Source organism: Pseudomonas sp. PICF141 (genome assembly GCF_002286815.1).
GTDB lineage: Bacteria > Pseudomonadota > Gammaproteobacteria > Pseudomonadales > Pseudomonadaceae > Aquipseudomonas.
Map to the genome: position 1 here is coordinate 25,971 of NZ_MUNM01000050.1, position 22,654 is coordinate 48,624.

Genomic DNA, 22,654 nt, shown 5'->3' on the forward strand with positions numbered 1-22,654 from the left:
TAACTAAAGTTAGAATCACAGCCAACAAAAAAATGCCGAACGGCACTGGTCGAGCGAGCGTTGGCGCGATACTGTACATGCATACAGCCAACAGGATTCTCTCATGCACATGCCATTGCCACCTCGCGGCCGCGGCACCGCGACCAATCCGCACAACCGTTTTGCACCGAACCGCTCGGTGGCCGAGGATGATGGCTGGTATCAGGAAGCGCCAATCACCCAAGGCACTGAAGTGCGTATCGAGAAGGCTAAAACCATCATCACCCGCAACAACTCGCCCGACTTGCCCTTCGACCGCTCGATCAATCCGTACCGCGGCTGCGAGCATGGCTGTATTTATTGCTACGCCCGGCCCAGCCACGCCTATTGGGACATGTCGCCGGGACTGGATTTCGAAACCAGACTGATCGCCAAGACCAACGCCGCCGATGTGCTGGAAGAACAACTGTCCAAACGCGGCTATCAATGCGCGCCGATCAACCTTGGCTCAAATACCGATCCTTATCAGCCGATCGAGCGCGAACACAAAATCACCCGTAAAACCCTCGAAGTGCTGCTGCGTTACCGCCATCCGGTGACCATCATCACTAAAGGCTCGCTGATTCTGCGCGATCTGGACCTGCTGGCTGAACTTGCCGAGCAAAGGCTGGTGGCGGTAATGATCAGCCTGACCACGCTGGATGATGAACTCAAACGTATCCTCGAACCGCGCGCCGCAGCGCCCAAGGCACGGCTTCGGGCGATCCGGGTGATGCGCGAAGCGGGAATTCCGGTAGGCGTTTTGTGCTCCCCCATGATTCCGATGATCAACGACAGCGAACTCGAAAATCTGTTGACCGAAGCCCATGCGGCCGGCGCGCAAAGCGCGGCCTACATGATGTTGCGCCTGCCGCTGGAAGTGGCGCCGCTGTTCGAAGAGTGGCTGGCGGCCCACTATCCTCAGCGTGCAGCCCATGTGTTGAGCCTGATCCGGCAAAGCCGTGGGGGTGAGCTCTACGACAGCCGGTTCGGTGTCAGGATGCGCGGCGAAGGCCCGTTTGCCGACCTGCTCGCGCAACGCTTTGCCAAAACCATCAAACGCCTGGGACTCAATCGGCGGGAAGGTTTCAATCTGGATTGCGAAGCCTTTTGTCCGCCGGGCCGCCAAATGTCGTTGATTTAAAGATAATTGGCCCTATGGTTGAGTAGTGAACACGACACCGCGTTCCACGTCGGTCACGTTTTTATGACCTGGAACACTCGTTCTAGAGCGCTTTATTCAGTTTGAGTTAAGTTTCAACGGCTACCTTGTTCATCGAGTGACTGACGGGTCGGGATTCTTGACCTGGATGTTTTTTAAACAGCCACTGGCTTCACACCGGACAAAACGGGAAAATTCCCCTGAATCCGCCAAAGAGGATGAATCATGAGTGACAAGGATAAACAGCCGATGGCTGTGTCGGCTTCAGCCCAACCCGAGGCGGAAACCGCCGATGCAGCGCTGCAGCATATCGTTGACGGCTTTTTGCACTTTCATCACGAGATCTTTCCGCAGCAGGAAGAACTCTTCAAAAAACTCGCCACGGCCCAACGGCCCCGGGCGATGTTCATCGCTTGCGCCGACTCGCGCATCGTTCCAGAACTGATTACCCAAAGCGCCCCCGGCGACCTGTTCGTGACCCGCAACGTCGGCAATGTCGTGCCACCTTATGGGCAAATGAATGGCGGTGTTTCCACGGCCATCGAATATGCGGTGCTGGCCCTCGGCGTTCAGCACATCATCATCTGTGGGCATTCCGACTGCGGTGCCATGCGCGCGGTGCTCAACCCGCAGAGCCTGGAAAAGATGCCGACGGTCAAAGCCTGGCTGCGTCATGCCGAAGTGGCGAAAACCATGGTCCAGGACAACTGCCATTGCAGGGATGAAAACGAGAGCATGCACATCCTCACCGAAGAGAATGTGATTGCTCAGTTGCAACATTTACGCACGCACCCATCAGTAGCTTCGCGCATGGCAAACGGTCAATTGTTTATCCATGGCTGGGTCTACAACATCGAAACCAGCGAAATCCAGGCTTACGATGCGGATCAGGGTTGTTTCCTGCCGCTCGATGGCAGCCATCCCATTCCGATGGCGACGCCCAAAGCGCGCTTCTAAATCCTCCTAAGTATGGTTTAGCCGAGGCTGCCGATCTGGCGGCACGGCTTTGCCACGCCTGAAAAAAACTCCGGGAGAGCCACAATGCGTGCCGCTCAATTAAAAGCTGTTCTGCCACGGGAGCTGCTGGCTTCGGTGGTTGTATTTCTGGTCGCCCTGCCCTTGTGCATGGGCATCGCCATCGCCTCGGGGCTACCGCCGGCCAAAGGCCTGATCACGGGCATCATCGGTGGGCTGGTAGTGGGCTGGCTGGCCGGTTCGCCGCTGCAAGTCAGCGGCCCGGCAGCGGGTCTGGCGGTATTGGTGTTCGAACTGGTGCGCCAGCACGGTATCGCGATGCTTGGGCCGATCCTGCTGTTGGCGGGTTTTCTGCAACTGGTGGCCGGGCGTTTGAAGCTCGGTTGCTGGTTTCGGGTCACCGCCCCCGCGGTGGTGTATGGCATGCTCGCCGGGATCGGGGTGTTGATCGTGCTGTCACAGGTGCATGTGATGCTCGATGCCGTGCCCAAGCCTTCGGGGCTGGATAATCTGGCAGCCTTCCCTGCTGCGGTGATTCAGGCTTTGCCGTCGTTTGGCTGGCAAGCGGGTTTGCTCGGGTTGTCGACCATTGCCGTGATGTGGCTGTGGGAAAAGTTTCGCCCGCACGCTCTGCGTTTCGTTCCGGGAGCATTACTGGGGGTCGGTCTGGCAACGATTGCCAGCCTGATGCTCGCATTGCAGGTCAAACGCGTGGAAGTCCCCGCTAACCTGGCGCAAGCCATCGACTGGCTACGCCCGGCAGACTTGCTCAATCTCGCAGACCCGGCCGTGCTGATCGCGGCCTTCGCCGTGGCCTTTATCGCCAGCGCCGAAACCCTGCTCTCGGCCGCTGCCGTGGACCGTATGCACAATGGCCAACGCTCGGATTTCGACCGTGAATTGTCGGCGCAAGGTGTGGGCAACATGCTCTGCGGGTTGCTCGGTGCGCTGCCGATGACCGGGGTGATCGTGCGCAGCTCGGCCAACGTTCAGGCCGGCGCCACTACCCGACTGTCGACGGTGTTTCATGGCCTGTGGTTGCTGGCGTTCGTGCTGCTGCTGTCGAGCGTGCTGCAAAGCATTCCGGTGGCAAGCCTGGCAGGCGTCCTGGTTTACACCGGCTTCAAACTGGTGGACCTCAAGGCTTTTCGCGGTCTGGGTCGTTATGGCCGGATGCCGATGTTCACCTACGCGGCGACCGCACTGGCAATCATCTTCACCGACCTGCTGACTGGTGTACTGATTGGCTTCGGCCTGACGCTGGCCAAATTGGCCTGGAAGGCTTCGCGCTTGAAAATCAGCCTGATCGATCTGCCGACGGACGGCGAGATGGAGCTGCGGCTGGTGGGGGCAGCGACCTTCCTCAAGGTACCGGCGCTGACCCAAGTGCTGGGAAGCATTCCGGCTGGCGCGACGGTGCATGTGCCGCTCAATAACCTGAGTTACATCGATCATTCGTGTCTTGAGTTGTTGGAGGAATGGGGCCGGGCCAATGCGGCCAAGGGCTCGAAGCTGCTGATTGAAGCGCGGGGGTTGAAGCGCAGATTGGAAGGGCGTTTGCGTACCACCGCTGGTATTGGCTCAACGGCGGGTTGAAGCAAACCTCTGTAGGAGCGAGGCTTGCCCGCGAAGCTTTTGGCGTACTCGAGGACGCCTTCGCGGGCAAGCCTCGCTCCTACAGAGGGCAAGTCTCGTTCGTACAAGGGTTACACAGTCAGTTACGCCGCTGGCTGATCCAGTTCCAGGCCCACGCCCAATTGGCGCGACAGGCATGGCCAGCGCTTCCACGCGGCGCCGGTGTCCGGGCTGTTGAGTTTCTCGCGGTAGGCTTCTACCGACTCCAGCGCAAAACTTTCATCGTTTAGCATCTCGTCCACAGCGTGATGCACCGCCTCATCCAGTTGATTGGCAAATTCTTCGCCGATCAGTTGGTGGGCAATCAGATTGGCAACCGTCATGTCCAACGGGATCAAAGGCTGGCCAAAATGCTTGATATACAGATCGTTGACCTCTTCGACCAACCGATGCGCCAGATAGGCTTCGTCCAGCAGGCTGTCCAGGCCGATGTGACCGGCCATGATTGCCGGTGGCTGGACGAAGAACTGCTCAGCGATTTTCAGCACCGGCTTGATCTGCGATTCGATGCCCGCTTCCCTGGCGACTTCATTGGCTGCGTCCAGCAGGTCCGGTACTTGTTCTATATACGCGGCTACAAAACGGGTCATCACGCCCTTGGCATCGACCTCCGGCAATTGGATGGCGGAGTGAAGGTGCGGCAATTGGGTTTCCAGTTGTCGAGTTAACAGGCCAGTCTCGGCCTCGTGTTGTTGGGCTTTTTGGATCTGCTCGCGCAATGCGGCGGTGTTCATGAAAACTCCAGGAAACAAGGCAATGAAATAGGGAAGACATAACTTAGCTGGCTTATTAAAAAGCCTAAGACGCATTTGTCATAATTATTTCATCCTTGAGACGTCTACGTTATATCGATTTGCCACCACTCGTCTGCATCCTTCTCCATTCGTGACATGGAGCGCAAGTCCAACCTGTTTCAGACGAATTACGTCATCGCATTGCGAGGTCGCAGTCGCTGTCTATACTCGGATCTGAATGGAGTTAGCTGATGACGCCCGACTGCATATGCAGCAAGGCTTGGCGATTCAAGTTCGTAGTCTGAAAAAGCCGCTCCCTTGCCGCAGGTGAAAGCCGGCGGGATAAAAAGAACTATAAGGGGAACCCGCAATGATGCGACATCCACATGTCTGGATGGGCCTCCTGTTGTGGTCGATTTTCAGTCAGGCGCAAGCGGCCTGGACTGTGAATATGGCGCCTGGAGCGACTGAAATCAGTCACGCAGTATTCGACCTGCACATGATCATTTTCTGGATCTGTGTGGTGATCGGCATCATCGTCTTCGGCGTCATGTTCTGGTCGATGATGGTCCATCGTCGCTCGACCGGGCAGGTGGCCGCCAAATTTCATGAAAACACTACCGTTGAAGTTATATGGACCATCGTGCCCCTGCTCATTCTGGTGGCCATGGCGGTTCCCGCGACCGCCACGCTGATCCAGATGTATGACAACACGGAGCCGGATATCGATATCCAGGTCACCGGTTATCAGTGGAAGTGGCACTACAAATACCTGGGTCAGGACGTCGAATTCTTCAGCAACCTGACCACTCCCGCCGAGCAGATCCAGAACAAGGAAACCAAGGGCGAGCATTACCTGCTGGAAGTCGACAAGCCACTGGTGCTGCCGATCGGCGCCAAGGTGCGCTTTCTGGTGACTTCGGCCGACGTCATCCACTCCTGGTGGGTGCCGGCTTTCGCGGTCAAGCGCGATGCTATCCCGGGCTTCGTCAATGAATCCTGGACCCGTGTCGAAAAGCCCGGCATCTACCGTGGCCAATGCGCCGAACTGTGCGGCAAGGATCACGGCTTCATGCCGATCGTGGTCGAGGTCAAGGAAAAGGCCGATTACGAAACCTGGCTGGGCGAGCGCAAGGCGGAAGCTGCGCAACTCAAAGAGTTGACCAGCAAGGAATGGACCCTGGACGAACTCAAGGAGCGCGGTGACAAGGTCTATCACTCCAGCTGTGTAGCCTGTCACCAGGCTGAAGGCCAGGGCCTGCCGCCGATGTTCCCGGCACTCAAGGGCTCGAAAATCGCCACCGGGCCGATCAAGGATCACCTGAACATTGTCTTCCACGGCAAGCCCGGCACCTCCATGGCGGCGTTCGGCAAGCAGCTGTCGGAAGTCGATATCGCAGCGGTCGTGACCTACGAACGTAACGCCTGGGGCAACAACAAAGGCGACATGGTCACCCCTAAAGAAGTGCTGGAGCTGAAACAGGCGGAAAGCAAATGATCCGGTCTATTGCGTGCGTAAGGAACCGCTCGGGGCATGACGCCCCGTTCCGCCCAGCCCATCCGTTTGCAGGAGACAGGACATGACAGTTGTAGTCGATGACCATGTTCATACCGGCACCGCCCACGCCCACGGCCCCGCCAAAGGCCTGATGCGCTGGGTGCTGACCACCAACCACAAGGATATCGGCACGCTGTACCTGTGGTTTGCATTCTCCATGTTCCTGCTGGGCGGCTCGTTCGCCATGGTAATCCGTGCCGAACTGTTCCAGCCGGGGCTGCAAATCGTCCAGCCGGAATTCTTCAACCAGATGACCACCATGCACGGTCTGGTGATGGTATTCGGTGCGGTGATGCCGGCATTCGTCGGCCTCGCCAACTGGATGATCCCGTTGATGGTCGGTGCGCCGGACATGGCGTTGCCGCGAATGAACAACTTCAGTTTCTGGTTGTTGCCGGCAGCATTCCTGCTACTGGTATCGACCCTCTTCACCCCCGGCGGCGGGCCGAACTTCGGCTGGACCTTCTATGCCCCGTTGTCGACGACCTACGCGCCGGAAAGCGTGACGTTTTTCATCTTCGCCATCCACTTGATGGGGATCAGTTCGATCATGGGGGCGATCAACGTGATCGCGACCATCCTCAACCTGCGCGCCCCCGGCATGACATTGATGAAAATGCCGTTGTTCGTCTGGACCTGGCTGATCACCGCATTCCTGCTGATTGCAGTGATGCCCGTGCTGGCCGGTTGCGTGACCATGATGCTGATGGACATCCACTTCGGCACCAGTTTCTTCAGTGCCGCCGGTGGCGGAGACCCGGTGTTGTTCCAGCATGTGTTCTGGTTCTTCGGTCACCCCGAGGTGTACATCATGATCCTGCCGGCCTTCGGTGCCGTCAGCTCGATCATTCCGGCCTTTTCGCGCAAGCCATTGTTCGGCTACACCTCGATGGTCTATGCCACGGCGAGTATTGCGTTCCTGTCGTTCATCGTCTGGGCGCACCACATGTTCGTGGTCGGCATTCCGCTGGTGGGCGAGTTGTTCTTCATGTACGCCACGCTGCTGATCGCGGTGCCCACCGGGGTCAAGGTGTTCAACTGGGCCAGCACTATGTGGCAAGGCTCGCTGACCTTTGAAACGCCTATGCTGTTCGCCGTGGCGTTCGTCATCCTGTTCTCCATCGGCGGGTTCTCCGGGTTGATGCTGGCCATCGCCCCGGCGGACTTCCAGTACCAGGACACCTATTTCGTGGTCGCGCACTTCCATTATGTGCTGGTGCCGGGGGCCATCTTCGGGATCTTCGCCTCGGCCTACTACTGGCTGCCAAAATGGACCGGCCATATGTACGACGAAACCCTCGGCAAGCTGCACTTCTGGCTCTCGTTCATCGGCATGAACCTGGCGTTCTTCCCGATGCACTTCGTGGGCCTGGCGGGCATGCCGCGGCGGATTCCGGACTACAACCTGCAATTCGCCGACTTCAACATGGTGTCGTCGGTCGGTGCGTTCATGTTTGGGGCCACGCAGATCTTCTTCCTGTTCATCGTGATCAAGACCATCCGTGGCGGTGAGCCGGCACCGGCCAAACCGTGGGATGGCGCCGAAGGCCTGGAGTGGAGCATTCCGTCGCCGGCGCCGTATCACACCTTCACCACGCCGCCGGAAGTGAAATGAAACGCTTCGGCCCTGTGGGAGCTTGCCCGTGGCGAGGGGGCTTGCCCCCGTTTGAGTGCGTAGCACTCACAAAATCCTGGAACATCAGAGATGTTGGGGCTGCTTCGCAGCCCAACGGGGGCAAGCCCCCTCGCCACAGGCCCGCTCCCACAGAGATCCCGGTAGAGGTTGAGCGCCATGGCTGATTCGATTTCGACGAAGAAACTGGTCACCCGCCTGTTGCTGGTGGTGGCAGCGATGTTTGTCTTCGGTTTTGCCCTGGTGCCGATCTACGACGTGATGTGCCAGGCGTTCGGCATCAATGGCAAAACTTCCGGGCAGTATGAAGGCGAGCAAACGGTCGACGTTTCGCGGCAGGTTCGCGTGCAGTTTCTGTCGACCAACGCCGCCGACATGGCCTGGGACTTCTACCCCAAGGGCGATGAACTGGTCGCGCACCCCGGGGCGGTGAACGAGATGATTTTTATCGCCCATAACCCCACTGATCGCCCGATGAGCGCTCAGGCAGTACCGAGCATCGCGCCCAGCAACGCAGCGGCGTACTTCCACAAAACCGAATGTTTCTGCTTTACCCAGCAAGTGCTGCAGCCCGGTCAGCGAATCGAGATGCCAGTACGGTTCATTGTTGACCGCGACATGCCCAAGGAAGTGAAGCACCTGACGCTGTCTTACACGCTGTTCGATATCACCGCACGTCATCCGCCCGAGGCTGTTGCAGCAAGCACCGGCGGCTAGACGTTAAAGCGTGCCCGATAAGGAGAACAATAAATGGCAACTCATGAACATTATTACGTTCCGGCCCAGAGCAAATGGCCGATTATCGCCACGGTCGGTATGTTCGTTACGGTGTTCGGCCTGGGCACCTGGTTCAACGACCTGAAGGCTGCGCGGCCGGAATCCAACGGCCCGCTGATCTTTTTCGTCGGCAGCCTGCTGCTGGCCTACATGCTGTTCGGCTGGTTCGGTACGGTAATCAAGGAAAGTCGCGCAGGGTTGTACAGCGCACAGATGGACCGCTCGTTCCGCTGGGGCATGAGCTGGTTCATTTTCTCGGAGGTAATGTTCTTCATCGCCTTTTTCGGTGCGCTGTTTTATGTGCGCAACATCACGGGCCCGGCACTGGGCGGTGAAGGCACCAAAGGCCTTGCTCACATGCTGTGGCCGACGTTTGAATTCACCTGGCCGCTGCTGAACAACCCGGACCCGAAACTTTTTCCACCCCCCAAGGAAGTCATCAGCCCCTGGGGCCTGCCGCTGCTCAATACCGTGCTGCTGGTGAGTTCCAGCGTCACCGTGACCATTGCCCACCACGCCTTGAAAAAAGGCCACCGCGGCGCACTGAAAATCTGGCTCGCGCTGACCGTGCTGCTCGGCTGCGCGTTCCTCGGCTTCCAGGCCGAAGAATACCTGCACGCCTACCATGAGCTGGGCCTGACTCTGGGTTCGGGCATCTATGGCGCGACCTTCTTCATGCTCACCGGTTTCCACGGCGCCCACGTGACCATCGGCACGATCATTCTGTTCGTGATGCTGATGCGGATCATGCGCGGGCACTTCGATGCCGACCATCAATTCGCCTTCGAGGCGGCGAGCTGGTACTGGCACTTCGTGGATGTGGTGTGGATCGGTCTGTTCGTTTTCGTCTATGTGCTTTAAGGCAGCTACAAGCCTTGAAGCTGCACGCTTCGTGCACCTTACCAAGGCACGTGAGACACCAACTGGCCACTGAAAAAACCCCAGGCGATCAAGCCAATAGTGGTGGCGGCCAGCGCAACACGAATACTCAAGGCGATGACCAGGCGATTGGAGTGGCTGTCGTCCTTGACCAGAAAAAACAGGCCGCTGAACAGGCTGACAACCGTGGCAATCAGCATCAGGACGATGGCTGCTTTGAGCATGGTGACACTCCGGGGGACAGGCGATGCATTTGAGTATAGCTATCGCGATGACCGACTTTCTGGCGACGCCATGAAACGCTTCCGGCCGGGCCTCGTGCCGACCCTGGTGGTCGCGATGCTGCTGCCTTTGCTGGTGTCACTGGGGTTCTGGCAGTTGAGCCGGGGCGCGGAGAAAAGTGCGTTGCTGCAAAATTACACCGAGCGCCGGGCAGCCGAACCGATGGCCAGCACTGACCTGCAACACACCGAAGATCCTGCCTTCCGTCGGGTTCGCCTGCACGGCCAGTTCGATGCCGAACACAGCCTGTTGCTGGACAACCGTCAGCGCGATGGCAAGGTCGGGGTCGAGCTGCTGCAGCCGTTTCAGGACCGGGCAACCGGGCTCTGGCTGCTGGTCAATCGCGGCTGGTTGCCGTGGCCGGATCGACGCATACCGCCGCAATTTACGACTCCGACTCAGGCATTGAGCCTCGATGCCTGGGTCTACGTCCCCCCCGGCGCAACGTTCCAGTTGCACGCCGACCCAGACACCACGGCCTGGCCACAACTGGTCACCGCCATTGAACCGGCCAGGCTCTGGGCGGCGCTTGACCGTGACGGCTACGCCTACGAATTACGCGCGCAAAGCGGTCCCGCGACCTACCAGGCCGATTGGCCGGTGGTGGCCATGGGGCCGGAAAAACACTTGGCTTATGCCGTGCAGTGGTTCGCCCTGTCGATAGCCCTGCTCGGCCTTTACCTCTATCTCGGCTGGCACAACGCAAAGGAGAACAATAATGGGAGCGGCCATGAATCCACCCGGCATGTCTGAGGCGAAAGCACCGGTTAATCGGCGGCGCGGGCGCTTGCAGTTGTTACTGATCCTGTTGGGCGTGGTGGGTCCGATGATCCTCGCCACCGGCATGTACAAATTGCAGTTCTGGGTGCCGGAGGGCCGCAGTTATCACGGCGAACTGATCGGCAACGGCCAGACCCGCGCCGACATCGGCGTAACGGCCCAAGAAAACCGCTGGCAATTACTGGTAACAGCGCCCAAGGACTGTTCGGTGGACTGCCAGCAACTGGTGTATCTGGCGCGCCAGATCCAGATCGGCCTCGGTCGCGATGCCTCCCGCGCCAGCCATGCGCTGGCTATCGCACAGCCGCTGAACAGCGATTACGAGACTAAACTTCAACGTGAGTACCCGCAGCTGCAACGGTATTCCCTGGACCCGCCGACCTATATCAACGGCGCTCGCAGCAATGACACACCGCACCTGTGGATCATCGACCCTCACGGCAATCTGGTGCTGCGCTACGACCCGACGGTGAAGGGCAAGGACCTGCTCAACGACCTGCGCCATTTGCTGAAACTGTCGAACATCGGATAAGGGCATCGTCATGGCCAAACCTGGATTTCGCCTCGCGCTGTTTGCCACCTTGCTGGCACTGATTGTGGTGTTGCTCGGCGCCTACACCCGCCTGACTCACGCAGGCCTTGGCTGTCCGGACTGGCCCGGCTGCTACAGCTTTATCAGCGTGCCGAACAGCGAAGCCCAACTGGCCCATGCCGAACTGCATTTTCCCGACGCGCCGGTGGAAGCCGACAAAGGCTGGAACGAGATGCTTCATCGCTACTTCGCCGGCACATTGGGGCTGCTGATCGCGGTGCTGGCGGGCCGCGCCTGGACCCATCGTCATCACCCGGGGCAGCCAGTGAAATTACCGTTGTTTGTGCTGGCGGTGGTCTTGGCCCAAGCGGCGTTCGGCATGTGGACGGTGACGCTCAAGCTCTGGCCGCAAGTCGTCACCGTGCATTTGCTCGGCGGCTTTGCAACCCTGAGCCTGTTGTTTCTGCTGACCTTGCGCCTGTCCGGCGTGTTGCCGGCGCTGACCGTGCCTCGACGTTTGCAGCACTGGGCAACCGCCGGCTTGTTGCTGGTGATTCTGCAAATTGCCCTTGGCGGCTGGGTCAGCTCCAATTACGCGGCAGTGGCCTGCATCGATTTTCCGACTTGCCACGGGCAATGGCTACCACCGACAGATTTCGCCAACGGCTTTCACCTGACCCAACACATCGGCCCCAATTACCTGGGCGGGCAACTGGACAGCGATGCCCGCACCGCGATTCACCTGACGCACCGCATCGGCGCATTGCTGGTCACTCTCGTGCTGCTCGGCCTGGCCTGGCAACTGAAGGTCGTCGGCATGACACGCCTGGCCGCCATGGTGCTGATCGCCCTGGCCGCACAAATCACCCTGGGCATCAGCAATGTGGTGTTCCACTTGCCGCTGCCGGTGGCCGTCGCCCACAACGCCGGCGGTGCAGCGCTGTTGCTGACGATGGTGCTGGTCAATTATCACGCGCGAACCAGCCTGGTTCGGGTCAAGCATCAGCCCCCAGTACGCTGGCGTCTCAGCCTGCGTAAACACTCGGCCGGGCCCATAACAATAAAAGGAGAGATGCCATGGCGACTCTGATCGGCGAACGTCACCGTCAGGCAATCTGGCGCGATTACCTGGAGCTGACCAAGCCGAAAGTAGTGGTGCTGATGCTCATCACTTCGCTGGTCGGCATGTTTCTCGCAACCCGTGCCGGGGTGCCTTGGACGGTGCTGGTGTTCGGCAATCTGGGGATTGCCTTGTGTGCCGGCGGTGCGGCGGCGGTCAACCATGTAGTGGACCGGCGCATCGACGCCGTCATGGCCCGGACCCACAAGCGGCCCTTGGCCGAAGGCCGGGTTTCTCCAACCGCTGCGCTGACGTTCGCGCTGGTGCTGGCAGTGCTCGGCCAAGCTCTGCTGCTGACTTTCACCAACCCGTTGACGGCATGGCTGACCCTCGCCTCCTTACTCGGTTATGCCGTGGTGTACACCGGCTTCCTGAAACGCGCGACGCCGCAAAACATCGTTATTGGCGGCCTCGCTGGTGCCGCCCCGCCGCTGCTCGGCTGGACCGCCGCCACCGGTCATGTCACTGCCGAACCGTTGTTGCTGGTGTTGATTATCTTCGCCTGGACTCCGCCGCATTTCTGGGCGCTGGCGATTCACCGCAAAGAGGAATACGCCAAGGCTGACATTCCGATGCTGCCGGTGACCCATGGCGAGCACTACACCAAAGTCCACATCCTGCTTTATACCTTTGCGCTGCTAGCCGTCAGCCTGATGCCCTACGTGATCCACATGAGCGGCGTGCTCTACCTGATTTGCGCCCTCCTGTTGGGCGCGAGGTTTCTGCAATGGGCCGTGGTGCTGTACCGTGGCACTCAGCCGCACGCGGCGATCAACACGTTCAAGTACTCTATTTACTACTTGTTCCTGCTGTTTATCGCGCTGCTCATAGACCATTACCTACTGTTGAACCTATGACTCGAACCCAGAAAACCGTCTTCATTCTCGTCGCCTTGATCGCGCTGATCCTGGGCCTGACCATCAACAAAGTACTGACCGGAAAAAACCAGGGCGACCCGACGGCACTGATCGATGCAGGGATCATCCTGTTGCCCCAAAGCCGTAACCTGCCGGACGTGAAGATGACCGATCAGGACGGTCAGCCGGTGGCGGTCAACGAGCTGAAAGGCAAGTGGAGTGTGCTGTTCTTCGGCTACACCTTCTGCCCGGACATCTGCCCGACTACGCTCGCCCAACTGCGGCAGATCAAGAGCGAACTGCCGGCAGATGCTGTGGACAAGTTGCAGGTCGTTTTGGTCAGCGTCGACCCGAATCGCGATACGCCCAAGCAACTCAAGCAATACCTGGGCTACTTCGATCCACAGTTCATCGGGCTGACCGCATCCTCGGTCGAAGACCTTCAGAAGCTGGCCAATGCGGTGAGCATTCCGTTCATTCCGGCGGACACCAGTAAGCCGAACTACACCGTCGACCACAGCGGCAACCTGGCGGTGATCGGGCCGGACGGGACTCAACGCGGGTTCATTCGTGCACCGTTGAACAACCAGAAACTGGTGACGCAGTTGCCGGTGATGCTCAAGCGCGAATAACCAACACCACCCTCTCCAGGAGCCAGGCTTGGTGTTTCAGGCATAAAAAAACGGGGACGCAATCAATGCGTCCCCGTTTTTGATCGTTCCCACGCTCCGCGTGGGAATGCAGCCAGGGACGCTCTGCGTCCCCTTCAACATCAGAACGCCGGCACTACCGCGCCTTTGTACTTCTCGAGAATGAAGGCTTTCACTTCCGGGCTGCGCAGGGCAGCAACCAGTTTCTGCATCGCCGCGCTGTCCTTGTCGTCCGCACGGGCAACGAGGATGTTCACGTACGGCGAGTCGCTGCCTTCGATGACCAGCGCGTCCTTGGACGGATCAAGCTTGGCTTCCAGCGCATAGTTGGTGTTGATCAGCGCCAGGTCGACCTGGGTCAGCACGCGCGGGATGGTCGCGGCTTCCAGTTCACGGAATTTCAGGTCCTTGGTGTTCTCGGTGATGTCCTTCACGGTCGACAGGATGTTGTTCGAATCCTTCAACTTGATCAGGCCAGCCTTCGCCAGCAGCAACAGCGCACGCCCGCCGTTGGTGGCGTCGTTCGGGATCACCACGTTGGCGCCGCCCGGCAGCTCGGTCAGCGCTTTGTATTTGCTGGAGTAAGCGCCCAGCGGTTCCAGGTGCACACCGGCAACGCTGACAAGGTTAGTGCCCTTAGCCTTGTTGAACTCATCCAGGTACGGCTGGTGCTGGAAGAAGTTGGCGTCCAGACGCTTCTCGGCCACCTGCACGTTCGGCTGGATGTAGTCGGTGAAGACTTTGACCTTCAGGTCCACGCCTTCCTTGGCCAGGGCCGGTTTAACGAACTCGAGGATTTCCGCGTGAGGCACCGGGGTAGCCGCGACGGTCAAGGTGTCGGCAGCGTGTGCGGAAAAGGCTGCAACGGCAGCGAACGCGACGAGTAGTTTTTTCATTCAGCTAACTCCTTGTGAGGCGCCCGTTTTGGCGCCTGCCAGCGAATGGCCGGCTCATGCTTTTATTTAGAAAAGCTTATTTACGAGAAAAGTGGACAACCAATTTGTCGCCAACGGTTTGCAACACTTGAACCAGCATCAGCAGCAACACGACCGTCACAACCATCACATCGGTCTGGAAACGCTGGTAACCAAAACGGATCGCCAGGTCGCCCAGGCCGCCAGCGCCGACCACACCGGCCATTGCCGTGTAGGACACCAGTGTAATCGCTGTCACCGTAATCGCCGCGAAGATGCCCGGCCGGGCTTCCGGCAGCAAGGCATTGATGATGATCTGACGGGTCGTTGCGCCCATGGCCTGGGTCGCCTCGATGATGCCGCGATCCACTTCGCGCAGGGCGGTTTCCACCAGTCGCGCGAAGAATGGCGTGGCACCCACCACCAGCGGTGGAATCGCACCGGCGACGCCCAGAGAGGTGCCCGTGATCAATACAGTGAACGGAATCATCACGATCAACAGAATGATGAAAGGCAGCGAACGCAAAATGTTCACCAGCAGCGACAACATCGCGTAGACGCCTTTGGCTTCCAGCAACTGGCGCGGGCTGCACAGGAACAACAGCACGCCCAGCGGCAAGCCCAACAGCACGGTGAATAGCAGCGAACCGCCAAGCATCAGGAGGGTGTCGCAGGTAGCCAGCCAGATTTCGTACCAGTCGATATTGGAAAAGAAACTCATCAGGACGTCCATCAGCGCAGCACCTCCATGTGGACATCAGCTGCGGTGAAACGGGCAAACGCCGCTTCCATGTCGCCGCCGGTGACGGCCAGGGTCAATTGCCCGTAAGGGACGTCCTTGATGCGATCGATACGACCGGCCAGGATGCTGTAGTCCACGCCCGTTTCCCGGGCGACGGTCCCCAGCAACGGCGCGTAGGTCGCTTCGCCCTGGAAGGTCAGACGCACGATGCGCCCTGGTACGTGAGCGAAGTCATCGCGCTGTTCGCTTTCGTCAATCTGCTCGTCTTCCTGCACGAAGCGCTTGGTGGTCGGGTGCTTGGGATGCAGGAACACCTCGGCCACCGAACCTTGCTCGACGATTTTGCCGGCGTCCATTACCGCCACCTGATCGCAGACCCGACGGATCACATCCATTTCGTGGGTGATCAGGACGATGGTCAGTTTCAGTTCGCGGTTGATCTCGGCCAGCAGTTGCAGGACCGACGCCGTGGTTTGCGGGTCCAGGGCACTGGTGGCTTCATCGCACAACAGGATTTTCGGTTTGGTCGCCAGAGCGCGGGCGATGCCGACACGCTGCTTCTGACCACCGGACAATTGCGCCGGGTACTTTTTCGCATGGTCAGCCAGGCCAACCCGCGCCAGCAGCTCCGCCACACGCCGGTCAATTTCGCTACGGGACAGTTCCCCGGCGAGAGTCAGCGGCAGCGCGACATTGTCGGCCACGGTTTTGGAGGCCAGCAGGTTGAAGTGCTGGAAAATCATCCCGACCTGCTGACGGAAACGCCGCAGGCTATTGGCATCCAGCGCAGTGACTTCTTCGCCATCGACGATGATCTTGCCGCCACTGGAGTTTTCCAGGCGATTGATCAGACGCAGCAGGGTACTTTTTCCCGCGCCGGAATGGCCGATCAGGCCAAAGACCTGACCATTCTCAATCGTCAGACTGGTCGGATGCAGGGCGGGAATTTCCTTACCGGCGACGCGGTAGGTTTTGTGGACGTTTTGAAACTCGATCACGTAGCGAACCTTGTGGGGCGCGTTAGAAAAGGATCAGCGGTTAGCCGGGCGCGCATTTTAGCCTGTCCGTATAGAGGCTCTTAGCATTTATTTCGCATTCAACCGAAGATTTGGCAATAACGCGATCAAAGGTCAGAAAAAAGGAACGGCGCCAACATGCCATCGGTCACTGATTAAGCAACTCGAGAATGCCTGGATGCCGTGTCTGCGCAATGGCTCATAAGCCTTGGCCACGACGGGAATCGCAACGAGGAGTTTACGTCTGATGAGTACTAAAAAGCCTGCCGCCCCCAAAAGCGCACTCGCCGGGACCGCTACCCTGGACCGCAGTAACACCAATGCCAAGCTCGACAGCCTGGAAAAATTTCGCTCCGATGCCACCGAACAGGCCTTGCGCACCAACCAGGGTGTGAAGGTCGCAGACAATCAGAACACGTTAAAGGCCGGCGCTCGCGGGCCTTCATTGCTGGAAGACTTCATCATGCGTGAAAAGATCACGCATTTTGACCATGAGCGCATTCCCGAGCGCATCGTCCATGCCCGCGGAACCGGTGCCCACGGTTACTTCCAGCCATACGAAGCCCATTCCTCGCTGACCAAGGCCGGGTTCCTGCAAGACCCCAACCAGAAAACGCCGGTGTTTGTGCGATTTTCCACGGTGCAGGGTCCGCGTGGGTCAGGCGATACCGTGCGGGACGTACGAGGTTTCGCAGTGAAGTTTTTTACCGAGGAGGGCAACTTCGATCTGGTGGGCAACAATATACCGGTGTTTTTCATTCAGGATGCGGTCAAGTTTCCTGACTTCGTACATGCTGTAAAACCCGAACCCCACAACGATATTCCTACCGGAGGTTCGGCCCACGATACGTTCTGGGACTTTGTTTCTCTGGTGCCGGAATCCGCGCACATGGTGTTGTGGACCATGTCCGACCGGGCGATTCCCAAAAGCCTGCGCACCATGCAGGGCTTCGGCGTGCACACGTTTCGCATGATCAATGCCGAAGGCAAGATGCGCTTCGTCAAATTCCACTGGCACCCCGCTGCCGGCACTTGCTCGCTGGTGTGGGACGAGGCGCAGAAGCTCGCCGGTAAAGACACTGATTTCCACCGTCGCGACCTCTGGGAGTCCATCGAAATAGGGGACTACCCGGAATGGGAACTGGGCGTACAGGTTATCGAGGAGGAAAACGAACATGACTTCGATTTCGACCTGCTCGACCCCACCAAGATCATTCCCGAAGAAATCGTGCCGATCACAGCGCTGGGCAAGATGGTGCTCAACCGTAACCCGGACAACTTCTTCGCCGAGACCGAGCAGGTTGCCTTCTGCCCGGGGCATATCGTGCCGGGGATCGATTTCTCCAATGACCCGTTGCTGCAAGGCCGGTTGTTTTCCTACACCGATACGCAGATCAGCCGACTGGGTGGGCCGAATTTTCATGAGATCCCGATCAACCGCCCGGTGGCACCGTTCCATAACGGTCAACGGGATGCCCAACATCGCACCACCATCGACAAGGGACGCGCTTCCTACGAGCCAAACTCCATCGACAGCGGCTGGCCCAAAGAAACCCCACCGGCCGCGCAGAACGGCGGCTTCGAGACTTATCCAGAACGCGTCGAGGCGGCGAAAATCCGTCAGCGCAGCGAGTCGTTCGCCGACCACTTCTCTCAGGCGCGGTTGTTTTTTCACAGCATGAGCAAGCACGAGCAGGAACACATCATCGCGGCCTACAGCTTCGAGCTGGGCAAAGTCGAACGCGAATTTATTCGCGCGCGGCAGGTGAATGAGATCCTGGCCAATATCGATCTGGAACTGGCCAAACGTGTGGCGCAGAACCTGGGCTTGCCAGTACCGAACGCCGGAACGGTCGAGGTGCGCAAGATGTCACTCGACCAGTCCCCCGCCCTGAGCCAGGCCAATCTGCTGTCAGGGGATATCAAAACCCGAAAAGTGGCCATTCTGGCGGCCAACGGGGTGGATGGCGCGGCGATTGATGGGATGAAGAGGGCTCTGATGGCCAACGGCGCACACGCCAAATTGCTCGGTCCGACCTCGGCTCCCGTGACAACCGCCAATGGCAAAGCGCTGCCGGTGGATGCGTCGATGGAAGGGCTGCCTTCTGTAGCGTTTGACGCCGTGTTCGTGCCGGGTGGCGCGGCGTCGATCAAGGCACTGAGCACGGATGGTGTAGCGCTGCATTACCTGCTGGAAGCCTATAAGCACTTGAAAGCGATTGCGCTGCAGGGCGAGGCCAGGCAGTTGTTGGATGTGTTGAAGCTGGAAGTGGATGCGGGGGTCATCGCGGGTAACGATGCCAAGCTGTTCGAGGCGTTTTTTGCCGCGATCGGGCAGCATCGGATTTGGGAGAGGGAGCCTAAGGCCAAGGCGGTTCCGGCTTAAGGATTTGTATCGAATAGTAGGACGCCTTCGCGGGCAAGCCTTGCTCCTACAGGTTTAGTGCCGTTCGTTGATTACGGAAACGATACCAACCTGTAGAAGCGAGGCTTGCCTGCGAAGCTTTTAAGGCTTGCGCGGACTCAACACCATCTGCGCGGGAATGTGGCGCAAGATCTGCTTCTGCAACTTCAGATCAAACTCCGAATCCAGTTTCTTCACCCGTTTGGTCAGCAATGTGGCCAGCCATGGGTAATCCTGAGTGCGTGGCGCCTGAATGCTCACCTCGCACTGATAATTCACCACATCGGCGGCGATGGCATCCAGTTGCCGACGAAGCTTGCTCATATCGGTGAGGTTCAACGCCACCGTAGTACTTTCAGCCGTCGGGTCGATGACTTTGGCCTGAGGTTTGGCTTCGGCAGCCTTGAGAGCGGCTTCGGCTTTATCCAGTTCAGCCTTGCGCGCATGAACAATGGCGCTGTTGACGCCACCGGTCAGCGCCGGGGCCTTGGGCATCAATACCCGGGCACGGCTCAGCGCCGTGGCCGCTGCATTCACATCACCTTTTTGCAGCACGATCTGGCTACGTAGCAAATAAGCTTCGGCCAGTTGCCGCTGGTATTGCTCGAGGGATTGATCGTTGGGCGACTCGGCCTGCAAAGCCGCCAATTGTCCTTCGGCGGTGGCCAGTTCGCTGCTGGCCAGGCTTTGTTCCAGCTGTGCGATCGCCGAGGCTCGCGCATCGGGGGCCTCGGTGGCCGCCGGTGGCGTGCTTTGGCAAGCACCCAGTAACAGCGAAAACGCGACAAGGAGCAGATAACGGGAGGCGAACGGCTTCATTCCTGCGACTCTCTATTTGCGCAAAAAACGAGCAAGTCTACACCCCTCGACGGGGCAGGACAAAACTCAGCAGAAACAGCGCGGCGGCCGTCACCACAATCGACGGGCCGGCCGGGGTGTCCTTGAACCAGGACAACGCCAGCCCGCCACACACCGCGAGCATGCCCAGCAGGCTCGCGCCCAGTGCCATCTGCTCCGGCGAGCGGGCGTGACGTTGTGCCGCAGCCGCCGGAATAATCAGTAACGAAGTAATCAACAACACGCCGACGATTTTCATCGCCACCGCAATCACCACCGCGATCAGCAACATCAGCGCCAGGCGCAACCCCGTTACTGGCAAACCTTCGACTTTGGCCAGTTCTTCGTGCACCGTAATCGCCAGCAAAGGCCGCCACAGCGTGACCAGCAAGACCAGCACCGCCGCGCTACCGCCGAGAATCCACGCCAGATCGGTCGCACTGATCGCCAACAAGTCGCCGAACAGATAGGCCATCAGGTCGATCCGCACTTCATGCATGAAGCTTAGTACCACCAGGCCAAGAGAAAGCGTGCTGGGTGCGAGAATTCCCAAAAGCGTGTCAGATGCCAGAGGCTGCCGTTGCTGCAACGTCACCAGCAATACTGCCAGCAACAAACAACCTACCGTGACGGCAACGGTCGGGCTGACATCCAGCAGAAAACCCAGCGCCACGCCGAGTAGCGCCGCGTGGGACAGGGTGTCGCCGAAATAGGCCATGCGCCGCCAGACCACGAACGAACCCAACGGCCCCGCGACCAGCGCCAGGGCCAGACCTGCAAGCAGGGCAAAGAGCAGAAAATCAGCCATGCTTGCAGCTATCTCCATGAACGTGAGTGGACGGGACCGCGCTGACCACCGAGCCATGCAGGTCGTGGGCGTGGTCGTGATGGTGATGATAAATCGCCAGGCTTTGGGCGTTTTTTCCGAACAGCTCGACGAATGCCGGATCGCCGCTGACCTGCTCGGGATGCCCGGAACAGCAGACGTGGCGGTTCAGGCACACCACTTGGTCGGTAGTGCTCATCACCAGATGCAAATCGTGAGAAACCATCAAAACGCCACAACCATGACGGTCACGCAAGCGTGTGATGAGGCTGTAGAGCTCGGCTTGACCGGCCACATCGACGCCTTGCACCGGTTCATCGAGCACCAGCAATTCCGGCTCGCGCAACAATGCCCGCGCCAGCAGCACCCGCTGCATTTCGCCACCGGAAACACTTTGCACCGGGCTGTCGATGACCTGTTCGGCACCGACTTCCTTGAGGGCGGCCAACGCTCGAGCCCGGTCCACGCCCGGCACCAGACGCAAGAAGCGCAGCACCGACAGCGGCAGGGTCGAGTCGACATGGAGTTTTTGCGGCATGTAGCCGACGCGCAGCTTTGGCTTGCGCCAGACGCTGCCGCTGTCCGGCTTCAACAGGCCGAGCACCGCGCGCACCAGTGTGGTTTTGCCGGCACCATTGGGGCCGATCAAGGTCACGATCTGCCCCGGTTCGACACTCAGCTCGATGTTGTCCAGCACGTTTTGCCCGGCGAAGGTGACCGCTACCTGCTCGAGTCGAATCAGCGCGTTGCTCATCAAGCCCCCTGGCAACCCGAGCAGAGACCGATCACTTCAACGGTCTGGGCTTCGACGATAAATCCGACATCTTTGGCGCTTTCGATAATCGCGTCGCTGATGGATTTCTGTTCGAGTTCGATGGCGGCGTGGCATTCGCGGCAAATCAGGAACTGCCCCTGGTGGGCGTGTTCCGGGTGATTGCAGCCGACAAAGGCGTTCAACGAGGAGATGCGATGGACCAAGCCGTTTTCCAGTAGGAAATCCAGCGCGCGGTAGACGGTAGGAGGCGCCGCGCGGCGGCCGTCCTGCTCGCTGAGCACCGCCAGAATGTCATAGGCACCCAACGGTTTGTGGCTTTGCCATACCAGTTCCAGCACTCGCCGGCGCAAAGCAGTCAGACGCAGTCCCTGACGTGCGCACAAGACATCGGCCTCAGACAATGCGCTATGCACACAATGAGAGTGGTCGTGGGGACGGCTGGCAATCGGTGTTTTAGGCATGAGCGGCGACGAGTTTTGTGAGAGACGTTATTATGTTACCCGTTCTCGCCTCTTCGAGTGGTCATCGTGTCCCGACTTTTTTCTATCTTTGTCGCATTTGTCGCCAGTTTTCTGCTGATCGCCTCAGCTCAAGCCGACGTTAAAGTCCTCACCAGCGTCAAGCCTCTGCAGCTGATAGCCGCGGCAGTACAGGACGGCATAGCGGTTCCGGAAGTCTTGCTGCCGCCCGGCGCCTCGCCCCATAACTACGCCTTGCGCCCTTCCGACGTACGGAAAGTGCAATCGGTGGATCTGCTGTACTGGATCGGCCCCGACATGGAAGGTTTCCTGCCTCGCGTACTGAAAGGTCGTACGCTGCCCAGCGTTGCAGTGCAGCACTTGCCTGGTCTGAAACTGCGACATTTCGCCGAAGATAACGACTCCCATGCTGAAGAAGCCGACGAGCATGATCACGATCATCGCCCCGGCAACCTGGATGCGCATTTGTGGTTGTCACCGATCAACGCCCGCGTGATCGCTACCAGAATGGCTGCCGATCTGAGTGCCGCCGATCCGGCCAACGCAACGCGCTACCAGAGCAACCTCAAGGCATTCAATGAGCGTCTGGATGCTTTGGACCTGCGCCTGAAGGCTCGTCTGGCGGGTATCGCGGGCAAGCCTTATTTCGTGTTTCACGAAGCCTTCGACTACTTCGAAGAAGCTTACGGCCTCAAGCATACTGGTGTATTCAGTGTCGCAGCCGAAGTACAACCCGGTGCCCAGCACGTCGCGGCGATGCGCACGCGGTTGCAGGAAGTCGGCAAGACCTGCGTGTTCAGCGAACCACCGTTGCGCCCGCGTCTGGCAGAAACCCTGGTGGCCGGGCTGCCGGTGAAACTGGCGGAGCTGGATGCACTGGGCGGCTACACCCCAGCGACCGCACACGGGTATGAGCAGTTGCTGGAAAAGCTGGGGAATGATTTGGCGGGGTGTTTGGAGTCGCTGTAGTTCCGAAAATTGTGTCGCCCCCAATCGCGGGCAAGCCACGCTCCCACAGAGTTTGTATCGTTCGCCAATATTATGAACGACACAAATTCTGTGGGAGCGT

At 59.1% G+C, this 22,654-nt stretch carries 23 protein-coding genes; 14 read left to right on the forward strand and 9 right to left on the reverse strand.

Annotation, left to right across the window (positions count from 1 at the left end; all coding sequences use genetic code 11):
* The first annotated feature begins 103 nt into the window (after window positions 1–103).
* The 3 genes from BZL43_RS13070 to BZL43_RS13080 all read left to right on the forward strand — a co-directional run bounded on the left by BZL43_RS13070 (window position 104) and on the right by BZL43_RS13080 (window position 3,751).
* Window positions 104–1,162 carry a PA0069 family radical SAM protein gene (locus tag BZL43_RS13070; protein ID WP_095632693.1) on the forward strand — a complete coding sequence of 353 codons (1,059 nt, stop codon included), beginning with the start codon at window positions 104–106 and terminating at the stop codon, window positions 1,160–1,162.
* A gap of 243 nt (window positions 1,163–1,405) precedes the next feature.
* A complete protein-coding gene (locus BZL43_RS13075; RefSeq protein ID WP_095632694.1) occupies window positions 1,406–2,137 on the forward strand; it encodes a carbonic anhydrase in 732 nt (243 codons plus the stop codon).
* 84 nt (window positions 2,138–2,221) lie between these two features.
* Window positions 2,222–3,751 (forward strand): SulP family inorganic anion transporter, encoded by a 1,530-nt coding sequence (locus tag BZL43_RS13080; RefSeq protein ID WP_095632695.1) that lies wholly within the window; start codon window positions 2,222–2,224, stop codon window positions 3,749–3,751.
* Between the two features lie 122 nt (window positions 3,752–3,873).
* Here BZL43_RS13080 and BZL43_RS13085 read toward each other — a convergent pair whose 3' ends face one another.
* Complete coding sequence (locus tag BZL43_RS13085; protein ID WP_095632696.1) at window positions 3,874–4,524, reverse strand: hypothetical protein; 651 nt, start codon at window positions 4,522–4,524, stop codon at window positions 3,874–3,876.
* A gap of 370 nt (window positions 4,525–4,894) precedes the next feature.
* On the opposite strand from BZL43_RS13085, the gene coxB reads away from it, so the two are divergent.
* The 4 genes from coxB to BZL43_RS13110 all read left to right on the forward strand — a co-directional run bounded on the left by coxB (window position 4,895) and on the right by BZL43_RS13110 (window position 9,353).
* Window positions 4,895–6,022, forward strand: coding sequence for a cytochrome c oxidase subunit II (gene coxB / locus BZL43_RS13090; protein WP_095632697.1), 1,128 nt, complete (start codon window positions 4,895–4,897; stop codon window positions 6,020–6,022).
* An 82-nt stretch (window positions 6,023–6,104) separates the two neighbouring features.
* Window positions 6,105–7,697, forward strand: coding sequence for a cytochrome c oxidase subunit I (gene ctaD / locus BZL43_RS13095; protein ID WP_095632698.1), 1,593 nt, complete (start codon window positions 6,105–6,107; stop codon window positions 7,695–7,697).
* A 177-nt stretch (window positions 7,698–7,874) separates the two neighbouring features.
* The gene (locus BZL43_RS13105; RefSeq protein ID WP_095632700.1) at window positions 7,875–8,432 is read left to right on the forward strand and encodes a cytochrome c oxidase assembly protein; all 558 of its coding nucleotides are present in this window, start codon (window positions 7,875–7,877) and stop codon (window positions 8,430–8,432) included.
* A gap of 33 nt (window positions 8,433–8,465) precedes the next feature.
* Window positions 8,466–9,353 (forward strand): cytochrome c oxidase subunit 3, encoded by an 888-nt coding sequence (locus BZL43_RS13110; RefSeq protein WP_095632701.1) that lies wholly within the window; start codon window positions 8,466–8,468, stop codon window positions 9,351–9,353.
* A gap of 38 nt (window positions 9,354–9,391) precedes the next feature.
* On the opposite strand, the gene BZL43_RS13115 is transcribed toward BZL43_RS13110, so the two are convergent.
* Entirely contained in the window at window positions 9,392–9,595 is a 204-nt protein-coding gene (locus BZL43_RS13115; RefSeq protein WP_095632702.1) for a twin transmembrane helix small protein, read from the reverse strand.
* A gap of 70 nt (window positions 9,596–9,665) precedes the next feature.
* On the opposite strand from BZL43_RS13115, the gene BZL43_RS13120 reads away from it, so the two are divergent.
* From BZL43_RS13120 to BZL43_RS13140, 5 genes are read left to right on the forward strand one after another with little or no spacing between them, the layout of a single operon-like run.
* Window positions 9,666–10,406 carry an SURF1 family protein gene (locus tag BZL43_RS13120; protein ID WP_095632703.1) on the forward strand — a complete coding sequence of 247 codons (741 nt, stop codon included), beginning with the start codon at window positions 9,666–9,668 and terminating at the stop codon, window positions 10,404–10,406.
* Window positions 10,372–10,965: a hypothetical protein gene (locus tag BZL43_RS13125; RefSeq protein ID WP_095632704.1), complete on the forward strand. Its 594-nt coding sequence runs from the start codon at window positions 10,372–10,374 to the stop codon at window positions 10,963–10,965. Before BZL43_RS13120 ends, BZL43_RS13125 begins: the two co-directional genes overlap by 35 nt.
* A 10-nt stretch (window positions 10,966–10,975) precedes the next feature.
* Window positions 10,976–12,055, forward strand: coding sequence for a heme A synthase (locus BZL43_RS13130; RefSeq protein WP_095632705.1), 1,080 nt, complete (start codon window positions 10,976–10,978; stop codon window positions 12,053–12,055).
* Complete coding sequence (gene cyoE / locus BZL43_RS13135; protein ID WP_095632706.1) at window positions 12,043–12,942, forward strand: heme o synthase; 900 nt, start codon at window positions 12,043–12,045, stop codon at window positions 12,940–12,942. The genes BZL43_RS13130 and cyoE overlap by 13 nt, the downstream gene beginning before the upstream one ends.
* The gene (locus BZL43_RS13140) at window positions 12,939–13,574 is read left to right on the forward strand and encodes an SCO family protein (protein WP_095632707.1); all 636 of its coding nucleotides are present in this window, start codon (window positions 12,939–12,941) and stop codon (window positions 13,572–13,574) included. The genes cyoE and BZL43_RS13140 overlap by 4 nt, the downstream gene beginning before the upstream one ends.
* 140 nt (window positions 13,575–13,714) lie before the next feature.
* On the opposite strand, the gene BZL43_RS13145 is transcribed toward BZL43_RS13140, so the two are convergent.
* From BZL43_RS13145 to BZL43_RS13155, 3 genes are all read right to left on the reverse strand, one after another.
* A complete protein-coding gene (locus BZL43_RS13145) occupies window positions 13,715–14,488 on the reverse strand; it encodes a MetQ/NlpA family ABC transporter substrate-binding protein (protein WP_095632708.1) in 774 nt (257 codons plus the stop codon).
* Window positions 14,489–14,564: 76 nt separating this feature from the next.
* Window positions 14,565–15,239, reverse strand: a complete 675-nt coding sequence (locus BZL43_RS13150) for a methionine ABC transporter permease (protein WP_095632709.1) — start codon at window positions 15,237–15,239, stop codon at window positions 14,565–14,567.
* Window positions 15,239–16,246: a methionine ABC transporter ATP-binding protein gene (locus tag BZL43_RS13155; protein ID WP_095632710.1), complete on the reverse strand. Its 1,008-nt coding sequence runs from the start codon at window positions 16,244–16,246 to the stop codon at window positions 15,239–15,241. The genes BZL43_RS13150 and BZL43_RS13155 overlap by 1 nt, the downstream gene beginning before the upstream one ends.
* Before the next feature lie 265 nt (window positions 16,247–16,511).
* Between BZL43_RS13155 and katE the strand changes: the two genes are divergently transcribed.
* Window positions 16,512–18,650 (forward strand): catalase HPII, encoded by a 2,139-nt coding sequence (gene katE / locus BZL43_RS13160; RefSeq protein ID WP_095632711.1) that lies wholly within the window; start codon window positions 16,512–16,514, stop codon window positions 18,648–18,650.
* 120 nt (window positions 18,651–18,770) lie between these two features.
* On the opposite strand, the gene BZL43_RS13165 is transcribed toward katE, so the two are convergent.
* The 4 genes from BZL43_RS13165 to zur are packed head-to-tail and all read right to left on the reverse strand — an operon-like array spanning window position 18,771 to window position 21,567.
* On the reverse strand, window positions 18,771–19,487 hold the full coding sequence (locus BZL43_RS13165) for a PA5502 family lipoprotein (protein ID WP_095632712.1): 717 nt from the start codon (window positions 19,485–19,487) through the stop codon (window positions 18,771–18,773).
* Window positions 19,488–19,524: 37 nt separating this feature from the next.
* Window positions 19,525–20,313 (reverse strand): zinc ABC transporter permease subunit ZnuB, encoded by a 789-nt coding sequence (gene znuB / locus BZL43_RS13170; RefSeq protein WP_095632713.1) that lies wholly within the window; start codon window positions 20,311–20,313, stop codon window positions 19,525–19,527.
* The gene (znuC, locus tag BZL43_RS13175; RefSeq protein WP_095632714.1) at window positions 20,306–21,085 is read right to left on the reverse strand and encodes a zinc ABC transporter ATP-binding protein ZnuC; all 780 of its coding nucleotides are present in this window, start codon (window positions 21,083–21,085) and stop codon (window positions 20,306–20,308) included. The genes znuB and znuC overlap by 8 nt, the downstream gene beginning before the upstream one ends.
* A complete protein-coding gene (gene zur, locus BZL43_RS13180) occupies window positions 21,085–21,567 on the reverse strand; it encodes a zinc uptake transcriptional repressor Zur (RefSeq protein ID WP_095632715.1) in 483 nt (160 codons plus the stop codon). Before zur ends, znuC begins: the two co-directional genes overlap by 1 nt.
* A 66-nt stretch (window positions 21,568–21,633) precedes the next feature.
* On the opposite strand from zur, the gene BZL43_RS13185 reads away from it, so the two are divergent.
* The gene (locus tag BZL43_RS13185; RefSeq protein ID WP_095632867.1) at window positions 21,634–22,554 is read left to right on the forward strand and encodes a zinc ABC transporter substrate-binding protein ZnuA; all 921 of its coding nucleotides are present in this window, start codon (window positions 21,634–21,636) and stop codon (window positions 22,552–22,554) included.
* Window positions 22,555–22,654 lie beyond the last annotated feature (100 nt).

What these genes read in the sequence shown, in the direction of transcription:
- BZL43_RS13115 (WP_095632702.1), bottom strand. Translation starts at nt 9,595, where the DNA reads ATGCTCAAAGCAGCCATCGTCCTGATGCTGATTGCCACGGTTGTCAGC.
- ctaD (WP_095632698.1), top strand. Translation starts at nt 6,105, where the DNA reads ATGACAGTTGTAGTCGATGACCATGTTCATACCGGCACCGCCCACGCC.
- coxB (WP_095632697.1), top strand. Translation starts at nt 4,895, where the DNA reads ATGATGCGACATCCACATGTCTGGATGGGCCTCCTGTTGTGGTCGATT.
- znuB (WP_095632713.1), bottom strand. Translation starts at nt 20,313, where the DNA reads ATGGCTGATTTTCTGCTCTTTGCCCTGCTTGCAGGTCTGGCCCTGGCG.
- BZL43_RS13140 (WP_095632707.1), top strand. Translation starts at nt 12,939, where the DNA reads ATGACTCGAACCCAGAAAACCGTCTTCATTCTCGTCGCCTTGATCGCG.
- BZL43_RS13075 (WP_095632694.1), top strand. Translation starts at nt 1,406, where the DNA reads ATGAGTGACAAGGATAAACAGCCGATGGCTGTGTCGGCTTCAGCCCAA.
- zur (WP_095632715.1), bottom strand. Translation starts at nt 21,567, where the DNA reads ATGCCTAAAACACCGATTGCCAGCCGTCCCCACGACCACTCTCATTGT.
- BZL43_RS13150 (WP_095632709.1), bottom strand. Translation starts at nt 15,239, where the DNA reads ATGGACGTCCTGATGAGTTTCTTTTCCAATATCGACTGGTACGAAATC.
- znuC (WP_095632714.1), bottom strand. Translation starts at nt 21,085, where the DNA reads ATGAGCAACGCGCTGATTCGACTCGAGCAGGTAGCGGTCACCTTCGCC.
- katE (WP_095632711.1), top strand. Translation starts at nt 16,512, where the DNA reads ATGAGTACTAAAAAGCCTGCCGCCCCCAAAAGCGCACTCGCCGGGACC.
- BZL43_RS13110 (WP_095632701.1), top strand. Translation starts at nt 8,466, where the DNA reads ATGGCAACTCATGAACATTATTACGTTCCGGCCCAGAGCAAATGGCCG.
- BZL43_RS13130 (WP_095632705.1), top strand. Translation starts at nt 10,976, where the DNA reads ATGGCCAAACCTGGATTTCGCCTCGCGCTGTTTGCCACCTTGCTGGCA.
- BZL43_RS13120 (WP_095632703.1), top strand. Translation starts at nt 9,666, where the DNA reads ATGAAACGCTTCCGGCCGGGCCTCGTGCCGACCCTGGTGGTCGCGATG.
- BZL43_RS13080 (WP_095632695.1), top strand. Translation starts at nt 2,222, where the DNA reads ATGCGTGCCGCTCAATTAAAAGCTGTTCTGCCACGGGAGCTGCTGGCT.
- BZL43_RS13085 (WP_095632696.1), bottom strand. Translation starts at nt 4,524, where the DNA reads ATGAACACCGCCGCATTGCGCGAGCAGATCCAAAAAGCCCAACAACAC.
- BZL43_RS13105 (WP_095632700.1), top strand. Translation starts at nt 7,875, where the DNA reads ATGGCTGATTCGATTTCGACGAAGAAACTGGTCACCCGCCTGTTGCTG.
- BZL43_RS13145 (WP_095632708.1), bottom strand. Translation starts at nt 14,488, where the DNA reads ATGAAAAAACTACTCGTCGCGTTCGCTGCCGTTGCAGCCTTTTCCGCA.
- BZL43_RS13125 (WP_095632704.1), top strand. Translation starts at nt 10,372, where the DNA reads ATGGGAGCGGCCATGAATCCACCCGGCATGTCTGAGGCGAAAGCACCG.
- BZL43_RS13165 (WP_095632712.1), bottom strand. Translation starts at nt 19,487, where the DNA reads ATGAAGCCGTTCGCCTCCCGTTATCTGCTCCTTGTCGCGTTTTCGCTG.
- cyoE (WP_095632706.1), top strand. Translation starts at nt 12,043, where the DNA reads ATGGCGACTCTGATCGGCGAACGTCACCGTCAGGCAATCTGGCGCGAT.
- BZL43_RS13070 (WP_095632693.1), top strand. Translation starts at nt 104, where the DNA reads ATGCACATGCCATTGCCACCTCGCGGCCGCGGCACCGCGACCAATCCG.